Genomic DNA, 16,923 nt, shown 5'->3' with positions numbered 1-16,923 from the left:
CAACCATACTAGCCCAACTGTAACGATTCAAATCAATCAAAGAGAGTGACTATGTTTACGAATAAAGAAACACAACAAGTGCCAAATACTACTTTTCCCATCATTACTCCTGACGGTTGGGCAAGTCGTAATAGTGACGATATTTTTGCCAATAAAACGGTTATTGTTTTTTCATTACCGGGTGCTTTTACACCCACCTGTTCATCTTCACATTTACCAAGATACAATGAACTTGCGAAAAAATTCGCCGCTAATGGCGTTGATGAAATTATTTGTATGTCTGTTAATGATACTTTTGTAATGAATGCTTGGGCGCAAGATAAAGATGCCGACAATATTAGCTTTATTCCTGATGGAAACGGTGACTTTACCGAAGCGATGGGCTTATTGGTTGATAAAAAAGAAATTGGTTTTGGTAAGCGCAGCTGGCGTTACTCGATGTTAGTAAAAAATGGCATTATAGAAAAAATGTTCATTGAGCCTAACTTACCTGGCGACCCATTTGAAGTGTCTGATGCCGATACCATGCTTGGTTACATTAATCCTGATGCTGTTCAATCTCAAGAAATAACGATATTTAGCAAGCCAGACTGTCCATTTTGTAAAAAAGCGAAAGCATTATTAACCAGCAAAGGCCTAAAGTTTGAAGAATTAGTCGTCGGTAATGATGTAAATACCTCCATGTTTCGTGCAATTACAAACGCTGATACCGTACCACAAGTTTTTATTGATGGTAAGAATATTGGTGGTAGTGAAGATTTAGACGCTTATTTTGGTTAATTCAAACTGACATTTTCCTTAAGACTCTATGCCGATTGAAGTTAATTCATCGGCATTTTTATTTTATCGCCTAGGTTTTTTTGATAATACCTCCTATTCTTAGTTTTAAATTAATAAAGAATATGAGGACTCTATGCAACTATTGCGTCAATTAACCATAAAATCTCGTCTGAGCTTAATCATCAGCGCTCTAGTCATCGGACTAGCAATTCTTAGTAGTGTCAGTTTATATAACGTTTATCATACGCTTTACACACAACAGCAAGAAAAAGTACAACAAGAAGTTGAAGGTGCTGTTAGCATTCTTGAGCATTTTCATCAATTACAGTTGTCGGGTAAAATCACAGAAAAACAAGCTCAGGAACAAGCAATATCAATATTAACAAGCTTTCGTTATGACAATAATAACTATGTTTGGCTAAACGATTTACAACCTAATATGATCATGCATCCTTTCAAACCACAATTAAATAATAAACCTGTTGGGCAAGTAAAAGATCCTGATGGTACGCCGTTGTTTCTTAATATGGTTGATATTGTTAAAGAAAAAGGCCAAGGCTTTGTACCTTATAAGTGGCCTAAACCGGGCTTAGAAAAACCAGTTGATAAAATTTCTTTTGTGCAGCTTTTTACGCCTTGGAATTGGATAGTTGGCTCAGGTGTTTATATTGATAACATTGATACCATTTATGCTGAGCAACGTAACCTCTTACTGCTAGTGTCGTTTTTGTTGGCCGTTGCTATGGGGTTCATTGTATATGTTATTGGCAAAAGTATTTTGGTTCCCGCACAGGCCGCCTCTGATCTCATGAAAAATATTGCAGAAGGTGACGGCGACCTTACCAAACGATTAGACAATAAAGGTAATGATGAAATATCAGGTTTATCACATTACTTTAATTTATTTACTGATAAAATGCGCTTGTCCTTATTAGAAATATCAACCCGAACAAACCACGTCATGCAAAGTGCAGAATTACTCTCTGAAACGAGTCAAAGTAATAATGATTTTGTACAGATGCAAAGCGACAATACCACGCAAGTTGCTGCAGCAATGGAGCAAATGACAGCGAATATTCGAGAAGTCAGTAGCAATGCTGAAGCCGCAGAAAAAGCCGCTGAACAGGCAAGAGAAAATACCATCTCAAGTAAGCAAATTGTTTCCACCACCATTTCTCAAATCACAGGGTTATCAGAAGATATTGATAAAGTGAGTGATGTGATCACCCATTTAGCTGAAGAGTCTCAGAATATTGGTGCGGTACTCGATGTCATTCGAGGTATTGCTGAACAAACCAATTTATTAGCATTGAATGCGGCCATTGAAGCAGCAAGAGCGGGAGAGCAAGGTCGTGGTTTTGCCGTGGTTGCTGATGAAGTAAGAACTTTAGCCAGCAGAACAGGACAAAGTACTGATGAAATTCAACAAATGATTCAAAAACTACAAGCGGGAGCTAACCAAGCAGTTTCAGCCGTAAAGATTAGTCAGCAAACGTCCAGTGCAACCGTAGAGGGCGCTGAAAAAGCAGATGCCTCTTTAAATGAAATCGACCGATTGATGGATACCATTGTAGACATGAACTCACAAATTGCACGAGCCACTGAACAACAATCAAGTGCCGCCGATGAAGTGAATTTACGGATTAGTGACTTAGCAGGAATGACGAGTGAGTCGGTTACAACGACAGAAAAATTGGCTTTAGCAAGCGTCGATTTGAAAAAAAATAGTGAGGAAGTCACTGAGATTATTAGCCACTTTAAATTACAGTAGTCTCGTTAAGAATACGGCTAGACCACATTAAGTCTAGCCGTATTTTTTACACTTTAAATTTACCGACAAGGTCATTCAAGCCCGTAAACTCTTGTTGTAAGCTGTCACAAGCTTGTTGTGTTTGCTGTAAGTTCTGTACGCCTTGCTGATTTAAGTCCATCAGTTTTAAGATATCTTCATCAATAGAGCGAATCACGTTAACTTGTTGCTGAGTCGCTTGTGTTACTGCATGATTTTCGTTGTCGACCTGTTGTAAAGTATGAATAATCAATTGCATTTTTTCATCAGCAATAGTCGCTTTTTCGACACTATTAGTACTATTTCTTTGGCTTTCTTCCATAGAAGTAACAACCGCATTGGTGCCCGTTTCCAGATTATTAATCAGAGTTTCAATTTCAAGCGCTGCTTCTTGAGTGCGCTGTGCTAACTCTCTGACTTCATCAGAAACAACAGCAAAACCTCGACCAGCTTCTCCAGCTCGAGCCGCTTCAATAGCCGCATTTAGCGCAAGTAAATTAGTTTGAGAACTAACGCCTTTTATCACATCTAAAATACTCGCTATATTTTTAGTTTCACTACTGAGCTTCTCAATTTCATCGCTTGACTGAGTCATTATTTTTGATAAATGCCCAATAGATTGAATGTTGTCGTTGAGTGCCGCTAGCCCTTCATTCGACTGTGCTCGCATTCCTGATGTTAAATCTGATGCAGTAACGGCATTGGTAGAAATTTCTTGTGACGAATGGTTAAGTTCGGTTACCGCTGTCGAGACACTCTCGCCACGATTAAGCTGTTGGTCTGCCATATCGATACCCACTTGCGAGCTTTTCCGCACTTGGTCAATCTGCCGCTCTAAGTTGGCAGCAGATTCTTTAACTTTTTTCATCGAATGATGCATCGTCTCAATAATGCCATTAAAGTTTTGTGATAACTCTCCGAACTCATCTTGGCTATCCACCAATATACGTTCGGTTAAATCGCCATCGCCTCGAGAAATACCTTTTATAGCCAGGTTTAAAGTATGAATTGGCTTCATTAAATAACTAAATAATAGATGCAAAAGAATGATTGTTGCTAAAAGGCTAACAATAACGACAACAATTGCTATGTTTCTAGAATTAACCATGGGTTGATAAGCTTTTTCGCTATCTAGTACAACACCCACATACCAATCAACCGATTCGATACCTTTAATGGGAATAAAGGAAACAATGGTCTTGTTATTAATTTCATTTAAGTCACTCAGAAATGGCGGTGTTTGCCCCAATAACTCACTAACATCTTTATCGACATATTTATCATCAGGATGACTTAATATTTTCCCTTTTGAAGTCATTAAATAGGCGTAGCCTAAATCAAGAAAGTCAATTTCATTCAAAATAGATGAAATCTCATCTAGAAAAATATCCCCTCCTGCGGCTCCGACAAACTGATTATCTTTTAAAATAGGGGCAACTGCGGTTAATACTTTTTGATCCGTCGTCGCATCAATGTAAGTTTCAGTAAAAGAAGACTTACGCCCTTCTTTTGCTAATAAATACCAAGGGCGCTGACGAATATCAAAACCTTCAGGAAGTTTTATCGTGAGATCATCAAGAATAAATTTACCAGTACTGGCGAGTCCGACAAAAGTATTTTTCATCTTCCCCGCTTTTACCGCTTGTTGAACACCATGGAAAATTTCTTCATCATCATTAATATCGGTTATATTTAGCGCCACTGCATCGATTATTTGTAAGCGGTTCGTTAACCAATTAGCAATATTTCCAGAGACAGAACGTCCTATTTCATCAATCGCATTATTAAGGTTTTTTTGGGTATTATCTTTCAAAAAGATATAATTAATTGATGTGGATGCTGACAGGGCTATTAATAATAATACGGTAGTAGCAATAATTATTTTGTGGGAAAATTTTAATATAAACACTCACTAACTCTCTTACTTCATCATTCAATCTTATTACGTTACCATATCACTCCAAAAAGCTAGAGCCAACTTCCTGTTACATTTAATTTTTGAAAGCAACTTCAAAATTAATCTGATAAAATAGTTTTATATTTTTATTGATAATATTCTACTTACCTTTATGGACAATCAACCTTTCAACCCTCTTCACGGCATCACCTTAAAAGCGCTTGTTACCGAACTCGTTGAATATTTTGGTTACCCTGCCCTTAGCCAACAAATAAAAATAAAATGCTTTACCGAAGATCCAAGCATTAATTCAACCTTAAAATTTTTACGTAAAACACCTTGGGCCCGTGAAAAAGTTGAAGCACTTTTTATTAAGAATTTTCATAAAGTTCATCAGCCTAATTCTGGTGAAAAGAGCGACCAATAATTTCGCCCACTATTTAGATTTAATAAAAATTTAACTTATAGCGCAATAAACTAATTGCTTGCTGAGAAACCTGTCACACTGGCTCCATATTCATTATTTTTTGGAGTCAGGGATGAAACCCATTAATCACTATATTTTAACTTGGCAATGCCCTGATACCTCAGGCGTATTAGCTAAAGTTTCTCAAAGCCTTTATCAACATGGCGCTTTTATTACAGAAACCTCCCAGTACAGCGATCCCTATACCGCCACCTTTTTTTCGCGTATCGCATTTGACGACAGAAACTTAACAGTTTCAATTGTGCAATTCCGCGAAGCAATAGCCGAATTAGCCCTGCCACTGGCGATGAATTTTCAATTAAGAGCGCGTGATAATTTTCCTAATGTTGTTATAGCGGTTTCTAAAGACGATCATTGCTTGGTGTCTTTGCTAACAAAAGTTAAGGCCGGTGTTTTACCCATCAATGTAGCGGCTGTTATTTCTAATCATCAAGACTGCGAAGCTTTGGTCAATTGGCATAACATTCCTTTTCACCATTTACCGATTACCGCGTCGACAAAAGAGCAACAAGAAAGCCAATTACAAGAATTATTAACCTGTTATAAAACAGATTTATTAGTGCTTGCGCGATACATGCAAATTTTATCCAATAATTTTTGTCAACAATGGCAAGGTCGAGCCATTAATATTCATCATTCTTTTTTACCCAGTTTTAAAGGGGCAAAACCTTATCATCAAGCTCACCAACGTGGAGTAAAGGTTATTGGCGCCACAGCACATTATATAACAAGTGATTTAGATGAAGGCCCAATCATTGTTCAAGAAGTCAAAGCAATTAATCATAGCCTGACCATAGAGCAAATGGTTCATAGCGGCCACGACATCGAAGCAACAGCGTTGTCTCATGCCGTTAGAATGCACGCCGAGCAGCGTGTGTGCTTAAATCAAGGTAAAACAGTGATTTTACTGTAAACCTCATTTTCACCCAGCTCTTAAGTAACTTTATTTAACGCATTAGTTCAAGAAGGTGTGTCGGTTCATCGCACTATATTCAGTGGTGCTTTGCTGTTTTCATTCTATATATCTGCTACATTAAGGCATAACCTTTTGCCTTAATTAGTTGTTTTTCTCCATGATCCACTACCAGATATTTCCTGAAAATTTAAATAGTCATTTATTCTCCGTTGAGCTTTCTTTTAGCACAAAAATTGGCAAAAATTATCATTTGTCTCTACCCGCTTGGTTACCTGGCAGCTATATGATCCGTGATTTTGCTAAAAATATCATTGAGATTAGTGCTCATAATAGCGAGCAAGACATTTGTTCAAATATAAAAGATATACCGCTAAATAAAACCGACAAACAAACGTGGCAATTTACCGCGACGAGCACTAGCACAACAGTAAGTTATCAAGTATTCGCATTTGATTTATCAGTACGCACGGCTTATTTAGATAGTGAGCGAGGTTTTTTTAATGGCAGCTCTACGTTTTTACAAGTACAAGAGTTACCAAATGAGCGCTGTCAGTTAAGTATTTTATTACCACCGAAATTAACCAAAGACCAATCTGCTCGGTTAAGTAATTGGCAAGTTGCCACAGGCTTAACACGCACTAAAGACACTGAAAAATACCAATTTGGTGTTTATATTGCTGAAGATTATCAAGAGCTAATTGACTGCCCTGTCGCTATTGGTAACTTTGATGCTTTCGAATTTGTTGTCGAAGGTGTTATTCATCACTTAGTCTTTACTAGCCAACATTTTGGTGATCGAGAGCGCTTAAAAGTAGATATTGCTAAGCTTTGTCAGCATCATATTAATTTGTTTAAAGAAGCCCCTTTTAAAGAATACTGGTTTATTACTCATTTATTAGGTAGCGGATTTGGGGGGCTTGAACATAAAAATTCAACTATTTTACAAGCCAGTCGTTTCGATTTACCAAACCCTAATAAACCTGATGAAACAACAGAGAATTATCAAACATTTTTAAGCTTGTGTTCACACGAATACTTTCATGCTTGGAATATTTGTCGAATTAAGCCCAAAGAATTTAGACCTTACAATTTGCAACAGGAAGTTCACACGACACAACTGTGGGCATATGAAGGGATCACTTCTTATTATGATGATTTTTCATTATTTCGTACCGGATTAATCAGCTTTGAAGACTATCTGAAACAACTTTCAAAAACAGCTACACGTGTTTATCGGGGTCAAGGTGAACTCAAACAAAGTGTCACTGCTTCAAGTTACGATACTTGGACTAAGTTTTATCAACAGGGGCCTGATGCAGTTAATAATATTGTGAGTTACTACACTAAAGGGTCTTTAATTGCGCTTTGGTTGGATTTAACTATTCGTGAAAAATCAGCAGGTGTCCATAGTTTAGACACGTTAATGCGTGAATTATGGATACATTTTGGCAGAACCCAAATGGGTACCTGCGAAGAAGACTTTATTAATATTGCAAATATCCTATGTAATGAAGATATTACCTCATCTTTTCATGACTTACTCTACAATGCTCAACGCGTTAACTTAGCCCCCTTACTTAAACAAGTAGGTATTGCATTTACCGCACAAAAATTCAAACACCTTAATAGTTTAGAGACGACGGGAAATGATGTGTATTCACCTTACATTGGTGCTCAATATAAAGCATTGCCATTAGGAGTAAAAATCACTCAAGTTATAGAAAAATCGCCTGCGGCTCAGGCAGGCTTAGCGGTAAATGACATTTTGATCTCTGTCAATAATATACAAGTTAGTGAAAAATCATTACAACAACTTGCTGAGCATTTGCCAGAAAATACTCAGGTAACTTGCCACTATTTTCGTGATGATCAATTAATAACCAATGAGATTGTGTTTATTGATTCTCCTTTAGCCGCCATTGCTATTACTGAAGTCGACAATGCGCTCAGCAAAAAATGGCGCTGTATAAATTAACTGTAAATTTTTTGCCACAAAAACAGCAAAAATAGTTATTCATTAAAAAACAGAAAACTAGTAACAAAAGTTACCTTGTGTAAAAATTGTCTTATTGTTTAAAAAATAGAAGACTAGGAATTTAAAATGATCAAAATGAAACGAATTCACCACGTCGCTTATCGTTGTGCTGATGCAAAAGTAACCGTTGATTGGTACAAAGAACATTTAAACATGGAGCTAACTGTAGCGATTGCTGAAAATGAAGTGCCATCGACAAAAGCACCCGACCCTTATATGCATATATTTTTAGATGCTGGTATGGGTAACGTGTTAGCTTTTTTTGAAATCCCTAACTCTCCAGCTATGGGGCGAGATGAAAATACCCCTACTTGGGTTCAACATATAGCGTTAGAAGTGGAAGATATTGATGCTTTAGTATCAGCCAAAGCAGAGCTCCAAGCCAAGGGGGTTGATGTGCTAGGTCCAGTAAACCACGGTGTATTTAAATCTATTTATTTCTTTGACCCAAGTGGCCATCGATTAGAATTGGCTGCAAATACCGGTTCAATTGAACAAATGACAGAACTTAAAAAAGTTGCTCCTTTAATGATTTCAGAATGGGCAGAAACCAAAGTAGCACCAAAACATGCTGCTTGGTTACACGAGCTAGATTAGTTTTCCCCTGTCTTAATCGTACTATAGACAAACTAAGTTGAATTTTTTATTCTGCTTAGTTTTTCCTTTCGTATTCTCTTATCTAAAATCCCTCACACCATAAAGATATAAAGCCGTATATAACACTATATTTTTACTTATTTGTCAGGTTGCCCAGCCATTAAACGAAGAATTTCGTATATAAAGCCAACAAAAATACGTACTACATACATGACTAAATTTGTAAGACATAAGCCATAAACAATAACTATTCTTACCATTCATTAACTTCCATAGACATTAATAGCAATAAAAAACAATGAATTAAGATTTTTTAATTAATAAGATGTAAATAAACATGTATTTATAACTTGCGGCTTTTACAAACTAAGGTAGAGTATTGCTCAGCTACTTTGTAGCCAAATAACAATATGGATTGAACTGCATGGAAAGCATTTAACCTTCTCTTAGTAGAAAGTTACCTTTATAAAAATACGGATGATTAAGTTACTATCAGGATGATTGTTGATATTTAGGTCTATACGACCCATACGGACAGCCAAATAAAGTGTCATGATGACCAATAAAAAAATAAATTAAGTATTTAACGCAACATAAAAAATAATAATACGTTAGAGCTTAAATGGAATTGCTAATAGGTTAGGATAACCACTTAAAATTTACGAAAACGATGACTTGTTCATCGTTTTTTTATGCCTGAAGATTAATCATGAAAAACGCTATCGCTGTTTGCCACAATATAACGTAAAATACAACGATTGAATTTACAAACGAAATTATTTTATGTCTCGTAACAAAAAATCTAGAAAACAAGGCACTGGCTCTATTGGCGCAGTAAAAGATGATAAGAAAAAAGCCATAGTTCCTGTTGATAGAAAACCAAAGAAAAAAACAGGCAAGCAAGCAGGTAATCGCCAGAAAGAAGCCTTTGATGCAGGTAAAGAATCTCAAACACCAGCAGAAAATAAAGATCCACGTATTGGTAGTAAAAAACTGATTGATCTGGGCGTTCCTGTCAAAGCAGCGACACAACCTTTTAAAGCCAAAAATAAAGTGAAAGCTGATATTTCTCCTATCGCGGCTATTCGTGTTGTTGAACCCGACACCTCTTTAGAGCAAGAGCTATTCGCTATTGAAGAAGATACGCGTTTACAAAGTATTCTTGCGCAACAAGATGAAGATATCTCACTAAGTAATGAAGACGTTGATTACTTCAACGAAAAAATGGAACGTCATCAGCAATTACGTGAATTACTTGGCTTAGAAGATGATGATGAAGATGAATCACCGGTAACAACAAATAAAGCAAAATCTGGAGATGATCTTTGGGACAAATTTGACAATAGCGATCTTTCAGAATTCGAATAAGGTTTTATTATGTTTTCAAGCCCTTGGTTTTATGCAATTGTTGGTGGAGTAATAGTTATTGCTGCACTTGTTTTTTATGCAGTGAAATTATTAACTCAACTAAAAAAGCAAACGGTTAAACTAAAACAGGCAGAGCAAGATAGAAAAGTAGCGCTAGCAAAGCACGATAGTAAAATCCTCAGTAGTGTGGTTATTATTGCTCACGCAATGAAGGAAGAGCAATGTGACATCGCTGAAGGCTGTTGGCGTTTAAGTGTATTGCTTGATTCTTTAAAACTAAGTGAAGGTTTGTCTAAAGAATTCCCTGCTATATTTGAACTTTATAATAAAATCAAGCATATGCCAATTCTTGATGCGAGAAAGAAACTTGCAAAAAATGAGCGTATGAAACTTGATTTTGAACGTATGAAGGCAGAAACCAATTTATCTGCAAAGATAAAAATTGATGTTATTTCATTGCATCAATATGCCCAAGAACGTATCAGTATGCTAACAAGCTAACTTTTATTACTAAATAAATAAAACTTTGTTGCGCTCGATCAATACCCTTAATGTTTGCATTGTTAAACTGTGATTTAGAATATAAGTCATCGCTAATTCGGTAACACAATGCAAGCAACTCAATTTTTCGACCCCCTATTACTGTCAAAATATAATACCAGTGGCCCTAGATATACCTCTTATCCTACGGCATTAGAATTTCACGAAGCGTTTTCTGAACAAGATTTTATTCAAGCAGTAAAAGATTCGCCAAACCGTGAGTTGTCTTTGTATGTTCATATTCCTTTTTGCCATAGTCTTTGCTACTACTGTGGCTGTAATAAAGTGATTACTCGTCACCGCGACAAAGCCGATACCTACCTCACATTTTTAGCTGAAGAAATTAATTCACGCGCTGAACTTTTTACTGACTACACGGTGAAACAACTTCATTGGGGTGGCGGTACACCAAGCTTTTTAACACATAGCCAAATAACAAAATTAGTTTCGTTATTAAAAGAAAAGTTCACCTTTGCTGAACATGTAGAGATGAGTATTGAAATTGATCCTCGTGAAATTGAAATGAACCTTGCAGATCACCTTTTTGACTTAGGCTTTAATCGTTTAAGTATCGGTGTACAAGACATTGACAAAAAAGTACAAGAAACCATTAACCGTGTGCAATCAACCACGTTTATTAGTGATTTTATTGCTCATGCAAAGCAGGTGGGGTTCAATTCAATTAATATCGACTTAATCTATGGTTTACCGCATCAAACCATAGAAACCTTTACCAAAACGCTTAATAAAGCCCATGAAATGAATGTTGACCGTATTTCATTATTTAGCTATGCACACTTACCAAGCCGCTTTGCTGCCCAACGTAAATTACGTGACGAATGGTTACCAAGCACGCAAGAAAAGTTTGCTTTAATGAAACTGGCAATCGAAAAGCTTTGTGGATTCGGTTACGACTTTATTGGTATGGATCACTTTGCTAAATCTAATGATGAACTTTCTATTGCACAAAAAGAAGGTTCACTACACCGTAACTTCCAAGGATATACGACAAAGGGTGGTTGTGATTTGCTCGGCTTAGGAGTTTCTTCCATTAGTAATATTGGTAATTCTTTCAGCCAAAATGTCAAAGAATTACAGGCCTATTATAAAGCAATTGATATCAATAAAAATGCACAAGTCAAAGGCGTTAGCTTATCTCCAGATGACCTAATTCGTGGCGAAGTTATTCGTGAATTAATGTGTAATTTGTATCTTGATAAAAAACTAATTAACAAAAAGTACAACATCGATTTTGCTAAGTATTTTGCTGAAGACCTCCCCCTACTTAATACTTTCATCCAAGATGGTTTGGTTGAAAATACCGCTGATTTTATTAAAGTCGATCAAAAAGCGCGTTTGCTCATCCGTATCATCTGTATGAGTTTTGATGCATATATGAAAAAACACGTGAACCAGCAACGCTTTTCGCGGGTAATTTAATCATAGCTTGCTTACTTTTATAAACTAAGAAGGCAAGGGATTAATCAATTTTTCCTAAACTGAATTGCTGCCCTGCACTAGAAAACCTTAATTCAGTGCCCTTTTCTGCGCTGACTTCCTGTGCTAAGTCCGCCCATTGGTAGTAAACATTACGGTGTACTTTTGCCAATAAATTACGACGTACTAAAACATATAACTCACCATTAGCATTTATCGTTAATGGGTGAGTTTCATCAAGCACGAATTCATCATCGACATTAGTACTAACTGTCATGATTGATTTTTTATCATCTTGCCAAGCCCATTGTGTTAAAACAAAAGGTGCATCTTCAACGGTAATTTTGACCTTCTCAACTGGCGTGACTAAAAAATACTCATCACCTTCACTCCCTACTTCTTTTAACAAAACCGAAGCGAAGAGTTTAACTAACGATAAGCGTTTGAATATTGTGCCACCATAAAACCAGTCACCATTACTCTTAACTTGTAAATCGATTTCACCACAATACGGGGGATTCCACGACTCTATTGGGGGAAGATTTTTAGCTTTACCTTCAGTTAACTTATTTAACTGCTCAGAAATTTTTTCTAATGACATTTATACCACCAAACCATCCGTTGGATAGTTATTATAAAACCTTAAGTAAAAATACAGCAGGTGTAGACATTAGTAAAACCCCTTAAACAATTAACAGCATAACTAAAGGGAAATAGAGTTAATAAATAGTTGTGAAGATAAAAGAGTTAAAAACTAATATTTTTCTTGTCAATCTACGCATAAATGCCATATACTCTCCGCGCCTTACCACAAGGCGTTCTAAGTAAGTTCAGTGGTGGCTATAGCTCAGTTGGTAGAGCCCCGGATTGTGATTCCGGTTGTCGAGGGTTCAAGTCCCTTTAGCCACCCCATTTCTACCCTTGAAAAATAATTAAGCGCCCCATCAGTTCAATAACCAAGCTGTATCAATGACTCTCTTTATTAAATTTGATTTTGATAGAATTTTTTATTTTTTGAGGTATCCAATATTTAGCTGAAATATTATGAAAGTCAGCATCTAAATAGGGATTTTGAATTAAATAAATATTTTTTTCTTCGAAGTTATTTAAAAGATTTAGTGCCTGCTTTATGTCAGGGTGATTATCAAAGGTTTTCATAAAACTGTTATTTTCATAAGATTTTTCTAAGCCGTTAAATAATATTTCATGGAGGTCTTTTCTGTTTTTGTTCACATAAAAAAACAAATCTGCATGATAATAAACCATCAAATTTCTATAAATTGAAGATTCAGGCCGACTCTTTTCTCTTTTGCTTATATCACCAACAATAGAGCGTTGAATTGCATTGAACCTTTGCCCCTCCAGCATAAGCCAAGCTCTACCGCTAGCTGACTTCATAATATTAAAATTGTTGTAATTAAAAATATCATTTTTCAATTTGGCAGTATTGCTTCCTATCATTAAATTTTCTTTAAACTCTTTTAACGTTGATAAGGAAGCAAGGTTTTCTAGTTGTTCATTGTTTACCATAAAATAACGATATCCTAATAGTCCTCTCGTTAGAGGAATATCAACCCTTAAAAATCGAGCAGAATATTCTAAGTTAGCCCCCCCACTGAAAACATCGCATTGGCTTTTTTCTAATTCAAAATTAAGCAGCTGTCTAGGTCTTGTTAGTTTTTCTGGATATTGGTTGAGCGAATAAGTATGACCATTATCTTTCATGGCATTTAAAAACTGGAGAAAAGTGTATTTATCTTGAGTGTCTCTTTTGAAACCACAATAGCTGATATGCTCTGCAAATACCGTATTGGTATTAAAGATGAAAATAAAAAATAAAAATTTAAATACGTGATTTTTTATTTTCATAAGTATTAATAAAAGTAATCAAAAGTGGCAAGAATAACTTTAATAATAAGTGATTAAATTTAAATAACAAATTTTTACACCTTATCGATTTACTTTTCTTATAGCGAATTAGGGTTATTGTATTTTTTCTCTTTATTTGTCTATGATATTAATCATGTGTTCTGATTATATTTATAGCAAAATATCACCTTAAAGAGATAAAAATGATAAGAAAATGTAGTAAGACATTTTCATACAATAAATTCATTAAAACATTATTTTTCGTTGGAATTAGTCCTTCACTCCTCATCTTGGACGCTATTCAAGCGGCTGAAAATACGCTAATAAAAAACAATGAAATTGAAGTTATTGAGGTCATTGGGTTAAGAACATCGATTAATAGTTCTATTGAATCGAAAAGAAATGCTGATCGCGTGATGGATACTATTTTTGCTACTAATATTGGTAAGTTACCCGATAACAATTTAGCTGAAGCTATACAGCGAGTTACTGGTGTTCAAATCACCCGTAAAAATGGTGTTGGTGCTAAAGTATCAATTCGTGGTATGCCACCATTTTTTTCGCGCGTAACAATAAACGGTCAATCTGTTACTCCTCCAAGTAATGAAGATAGAGTCTCTGGTGGTTTTGGGCTTAGTATGTTTAATTCAAGTCTAGCGAGTCAAATACAAGTCATAAAATCTCCAACCGCTGATATGGAAGAAGGTGGGTTAGGAGGCACTGTAAATATTATAACCCGTAGAGGATTTGATTTTGATAAGCCCACGGGGAATGTTCAAGTAGGATCAACATTTGAGGAATTAGCAGATGAGCAAAGCGCTAATACTTCTTTTTTCTTTGCAAACCCTGTTAATAATCAGTTCGCTTTTACCATTAATTTTTCTCTCTCTGAATTAGTAAACCGTAAAGATTATGTCGATATAAATCGCTGGCAACTTTATGATGTGGGTGTTGAAAATGACGCTTTTGCTCCTTTTAGATCGCGGATACGCCATCAAGAAAAAAATACTGAAACAATTAATTTAGCTAGTTCAATTCAATATCGTCCTAATGAAGGTATTGAGCTTTATACCGACATCACGTTTAGTGAAAGCACCGACGACTCTATAGCTCGAGATATTTCATTTGATTTTAAGGATGCAAAGGGAAATTTTAGTGATATTACCATTACCAAACATCCCGGTTCATCGTTCGGTACAGTAACGTCATTTTTAACTAATTATTCAGAAAGTGGTGTTGCACTTAAATTAGAAGAAAAGTTTTTTGATGTTAAATCTAGTGTATTAACCATAACACAAGGAATGAACTGGACGATTGATGATAACTGGTTGCTTGAAGCTGCTATTTCTTATAGTAAAGGCGATCAAACATATATTAATGATGCAACTAAAATTCAAATTGATAAAAAAACCAAAGTTGATTTTAACGATGGCGAAGGTAAGCGTTTCCCTATTTTTGGTTTAGATGTTCGTCCAGATTCCGAGATTAACTCCGGTGCAGATGAAGCATTTGGTTTAATGGGTGATATGAACATATTTAATCAATTTAATGCTTGGTCATGGGCTGAATCAGGTCAAGAGGGGTGTTATGGCAAGCCTATTTTTTGCGATATTACTGATGGCGCTAATGACTATGAAGAGAATAAAGAATTATCAATACAACTTGATTTAAACCGAACTATTGAGTTTGGAGACATTGAAAAAATAAAATTTGGCGGCCGCTATCGTAAGCGTTCCCGCACCCTTGAAGTTTATCGGGATACATTATTAATTGATGGTGAAGAATATAATAGCCGTTCAAATGAAGCTAGGGCTTTGCTACCTAATATAAATGATGTTAGCCAACGATTTTATGAGACCGTAGGGGGAGAATCCCCTTTTTACTCAAGCTATGCTCAACTACAAAATTTTGTCTGGTATGACGGTAAAGCTTTTGTTGATATTGCTAAAAAACACGACTTAAATCGTAAAGGTGAGGTTGCGGGTTTTGATTGGCGTAAAACTGAGGAAAAGGTTCTTGGAATATACGTTATGGCGAATGCACAAGGAGAATTAGGAAATTATACCTATAAAGCTAATTTTGGTGTGCGTGTAGTGAACACTGATATAGATGGATTAGGTTATGGTGGTCTTGGTGGTGAAGAGGTAAGCGATATTAATCAATTAACCTCATTAAAAAGTAGTAATCAATATTGGGATGTTTTACCCAGTGTTAATATTTCGATAAATATAACAGAAAAGCTTATTTTTCGTAGTGCTGCCGCTAAAGTAATGACACGTCCAGAACCCTCAGAAGCCTCATATTTCGCGAAAGGCCCTGCAAACATTGATGATTTAAGCTATTTAATTGCAGAAGGGGATGAAATTACTTTTCGTTATGGTAACCCAGATTTAGATCCCTATAGAGCATGGCAATTTGATATGGGACTAGAATTTTATGCAGAAAGTGGCGGTTTAATAAATATAGGGCTCTTTCACAAAGATATTGAAAGTTTCATTGTAGAACAAAATATTGTTGAATGTAATGAGATGGATAAAGAAGGATTTCTGCCTGTAGAGGTCACTAATATCAATGGTTATTGCGGTATTAGCTTACTTATAGATGGCAATGAAGAAAGCTTTAAGGTTACCGCTCAACAAGGAGGGAATGGTGACGGTGCTTCTATTACTGGGGTTGAAATAGGCATTCAACAATCCTTTACATTTTTAAACGGCATATGGCAAAATTTTGGTGTCCAAGCAAATTACACTTATATTGATAGCTCAAGTGAGTTAATTGAAAAATCTACCGGTGACGATCTTCCCTTTGAAGGTGTATCAGAAAATTCATACAACGTTATAGGATTCTATGATGATGGTATTTTGCAAGCTAGAGTTGCTTATAACTATCGCAGCGAGTATATCTCAGTAGCTTATGAAGCTAGTTCATTAAGCTCGGTAAGTGTTGAGGGACGCGGGCAGTTAGATGCTTCAATAAGTTATAACCTTACCCCTGATTTTGTTATCAACTTAAGTGGACAAAATTTGACAAATGAATCCCTCCGAGAATTTCAAGGTGAAAAAATACGCTTACGTTCATATCAAGAATTTGGTGCTCGATATATGCTAAATGCGAGCTATAAGTTTTAATATGGTTATAGTTATTTCTGCAATTTTATAACGAATACCCATTAAAATAAGGTAATAATAGCTGTTTTAGTAATTTGTCT

13 protein-coding genes and 1 tRNA gene are annotated in these 16,923 nt (G+C 35.8%); 11 read left to right on the top strand and 3 right to left on the bottom strand.

Annotation, left to right across the window (positions count from 1 at the left end):
- Nucleotides 1-51: 51 nt before the first annotated feature.
- Nucleotides 52-780, top strand: a complete 729-nt coding sequence (locus H4J39_RS15220; protein WP_182229242.1) for a glutathione peroxidase — start codon at nt 52-54, stop codon at nt 778-780.
- 109 nt (nt 781-889) lie between these two features.
- Entirely contained in the window at nt 890-2,551 is a 1,662-nt protein-coding gene (locus H4J39_RS15215; RefSeq protein WP_310649767.1) for a methyl-accepting chemotaxis protein, read from the top strand.
- Between the two features lie 46 nt (nt 2,552-2,597).
- On the opposite strand, the gene H4J39_RS15210 is transcribed toward H4J39_RS15215, so the two are convergent.
- On the bottom strand, nt 2,598-4,478 hold the full coding sequence (locus H4J39_RS15210) for a methyl-accepting chemotaxis protein (protein WP_182229240.1): 1,881 nt from the start codon (nt 4,476-4,478) through the stop codon (nt 2,598-2,600).
- Between the two features lie 160 nt (nt 4,479-4,638).
- Between H4J39_RS15210 and H4J39_RS15205 the strand changes: the two genes are divergently transcribed.
- The 7 genes from H4J39_RS15205 (at nt 4,639) to hemN (ending at nt 11,849) form a co-directional block, all read left to right on the top strand.
- Complete coding sequence (locus tag H4J39_RS15205; RefSeq protein ID WP_182229239.1) at nt 4,639-4,893, top strand: VF530 family DNA-binding protein; 255 nt, start codon at nt 4,639-4,641, stop codon at nt 4,891-4,893.
- 112 nt (nt 4,894-5,005) lie between these two features.
- Entirely contained in the window at nt 5,006-5,866 is an 861-nt protein-coding gene (gene purU / locus H4J39_RS15200; RefSeq protein WP_182229238.1) for a formyltetrahydrofolate deformylase, read from the top strand.
- Between the two features lie 160 nt (nt 5,867-6,026).
- Nucleotides 6,027-7,844 carry a M61 family metallopeptidase gene (locus H4J39_RS15195; RefSeq protein WP_182229237.1) on the top strand — a complete coding sequence of 606 codons (1,818 nt, stop codon included), beginning with the start codon at nt 6,027-6,029 and terminating at the stop codon, nt 7,842-7,844.
- Between the two features lie 126 nt (nt 7,845-7,970).
- Complete coding sequence (locus tag H4J39_RS15190) at nt 7,971-8,501, top strand: VOC family protein (RefSeq protein ID WP_182180450.1); 531 nt, start codon at nt 7,971-7,973, stop codon at nt 8,499-8,501.
- A 783-nt stretch (nt 8,502-9,284) separates the two neighbouring features.
- Nucleotides 9,285-9,869 (top strand): Der GTPase-activating protein YihI, encoded by a 585-nt coding sequence (gene yihI / locus H4J39_RS15185; RefSeq protein ID WP_182229236.1) that lies wholly within the window; start codon nt 9,285-9,287, stop codon nt 9,867-9,869.
- Between the two features lie 9 nt (nt 9,870-9,878).
- Nucleotides 9,879-10,370, top strand: coding sequence for a DUF2489 domain-containing protein (locus tag H4J39_RS15180; protein WP_182229235.1), 492 nt, complete (start codon nt 9,879-9,881; stop codon nt 10,368-10,370).
- Nucleotides 10,371-10,478: 108 nt separating this feature from the next.
- Entirely contained in the window at nt 10,479-11,849 is a 1,371-nt protein-coding gene (gene hemN, locus H4J39_RS15175) for an oxygen-independent coproporphyrinogen III oxidase (RefSeq protein WP_182229234.1), read from the top strand.
- Nucleotides 11,850-11,889: 40 nt separating this feature from the next.
- Here the strand turns inward: hemN and H4J39_RS15170 are convergent, their stop codons facing one another.
- The gene (locus H4J39_RS15170; protein ID WP_182229233.1) at nt 11,890-12,447 is read right to left on the bottom strand and encodes a DUF1285 domain-containing protein; all 558 of its coding nucleotides are present in this window, start codon (nt 12,445-12,447) and stop codon (nt 11,890-11,892) included.
- 235 nt (nt 12,448-12,682) lie between these two features.
- Here H4J39_RS15170 and H4J39_RS15165 point away from each other — a divergent pair.
- A tRNA-His gene (locus H4J39_RS15165) sits at nt 12,683-12,758 on the top strand.
- 54 nt (nt 12,759-12,812) lie between these two features.
- Here the strand turns inward: H4J39_RS15165 and H4J39_RS15160 are convergent.
- A complete protein-coding gene (locus H4J39_RS15160; RefSeq protein WP_182229232.1) occupies nt 12,813-13,715 on the bottom strand; it encodes a hypothetical protein in 903 nt (300 codons plus the stop codon).
- A 203-nt stretch (nt 13,716-13,918) separates the two neighbouring features.
- Here H4J39_RS15160 and H4J39_RS15155 point away from each other — a divergent pair, with 203 nt between their 5' ends.
- A complete protein-coding gene (locus tag H4J39_RS15155; protein WP_182229231.1) occupies nt 13,919-16,843 on the top strand; it encodes a TonB-dependent receptor in 2,925 nt (974 codons plus the stop codon).
- Nucleotides 16,844-16,923: the final 80 nt, after the last annotated feature.

Origin of the sequence: Colwellia sp. Bg11-12 (assembly GCF_014076955.1) — a bacterium.
Lineage (GTDB): Bacteria > Pseudomonadota > Gammaproteobacteria > Enterobacterales > Alteromonadaceae > Colwellia_A.
This window is presented reverse-complemented; position numbering and strand designations above follow the sequence as displayed.

Bases quoted from the DNA above. Each gene is read 5' to 3' on its own strand.
- H4J39_RS15220 (WP_182229242.1), top strand. From the start codon at position 52: ATGTTTACGAATAAAGAAACACAACAAGTGCCAAATACTACTTTTCCC.
- H4J39_RS15205 (WP_182229239.1), top strand. From the start codon at position 4,639: ATGGACAATCAACCTTTCAACCCTCTTCACGGCATCACCTTAAAAGCG.
- purU (WP_182229238.1), top strand. From the start codon at position 5,006: ATGAAACCCATTAATCACTATATTTTAACTTGGCAATGCCCTGATACC.
- H4J39_RS15195 (WP_182229237.1), top strand. From the start codon at position 6,027: ATGATCCACTACCAGATATTTCCTGAAAATTTAAATAGTCATTTATTC.
- H4J39_RS15190 (WP_182180450.1), top strand. From the start codon at position 7,971: ATGATCAAAATGAAACGAATTCACCACGTCGCTTATCGTTGTGCTGAT.
- yihI (WP_182229236.1), top strand. From the start codon at position 9,285: ATGTCTCGTAACAAAAAATCTAGAAAACAAGGCACTGGCTCTATTGGC.
- H4J39_RS15180 (WP_182229235.1), top strand. From the start codon at position 9,879: ATGTTTTCAAGCCCTTGGTTTTATGCAATTGTTGGTGGAGTAATAGTT.
- hemN (WP_182229234.1), top strand. From the start codon at position 10,479: ATGCAAGCAACTCAATTTTTCGACCCCCTATTACTGTCAAAATATAAT.
- H4J39_RS15170 (WP_182229233.1), bottom strand. From the start codon at position 12,447: ATGTCATTAGAAAAAATTTCTGAGCAGTTAAATAAGTTAACTGAAGGT.
- H4J39_RS15160 (WP_182229232.1), bottom strand. From the start codon at position 13,715: ATGAAAATAAAAAATCACGTATTTAAATTTTTATTTTTTATTTTCATC.
- H4J39_RS15155 (WP_182229231.1), top strand. From the start codon at position 13,919: ATGATAAGAAAATGTAGTAAGACATTTTCATACAATAAATTCATTAAA.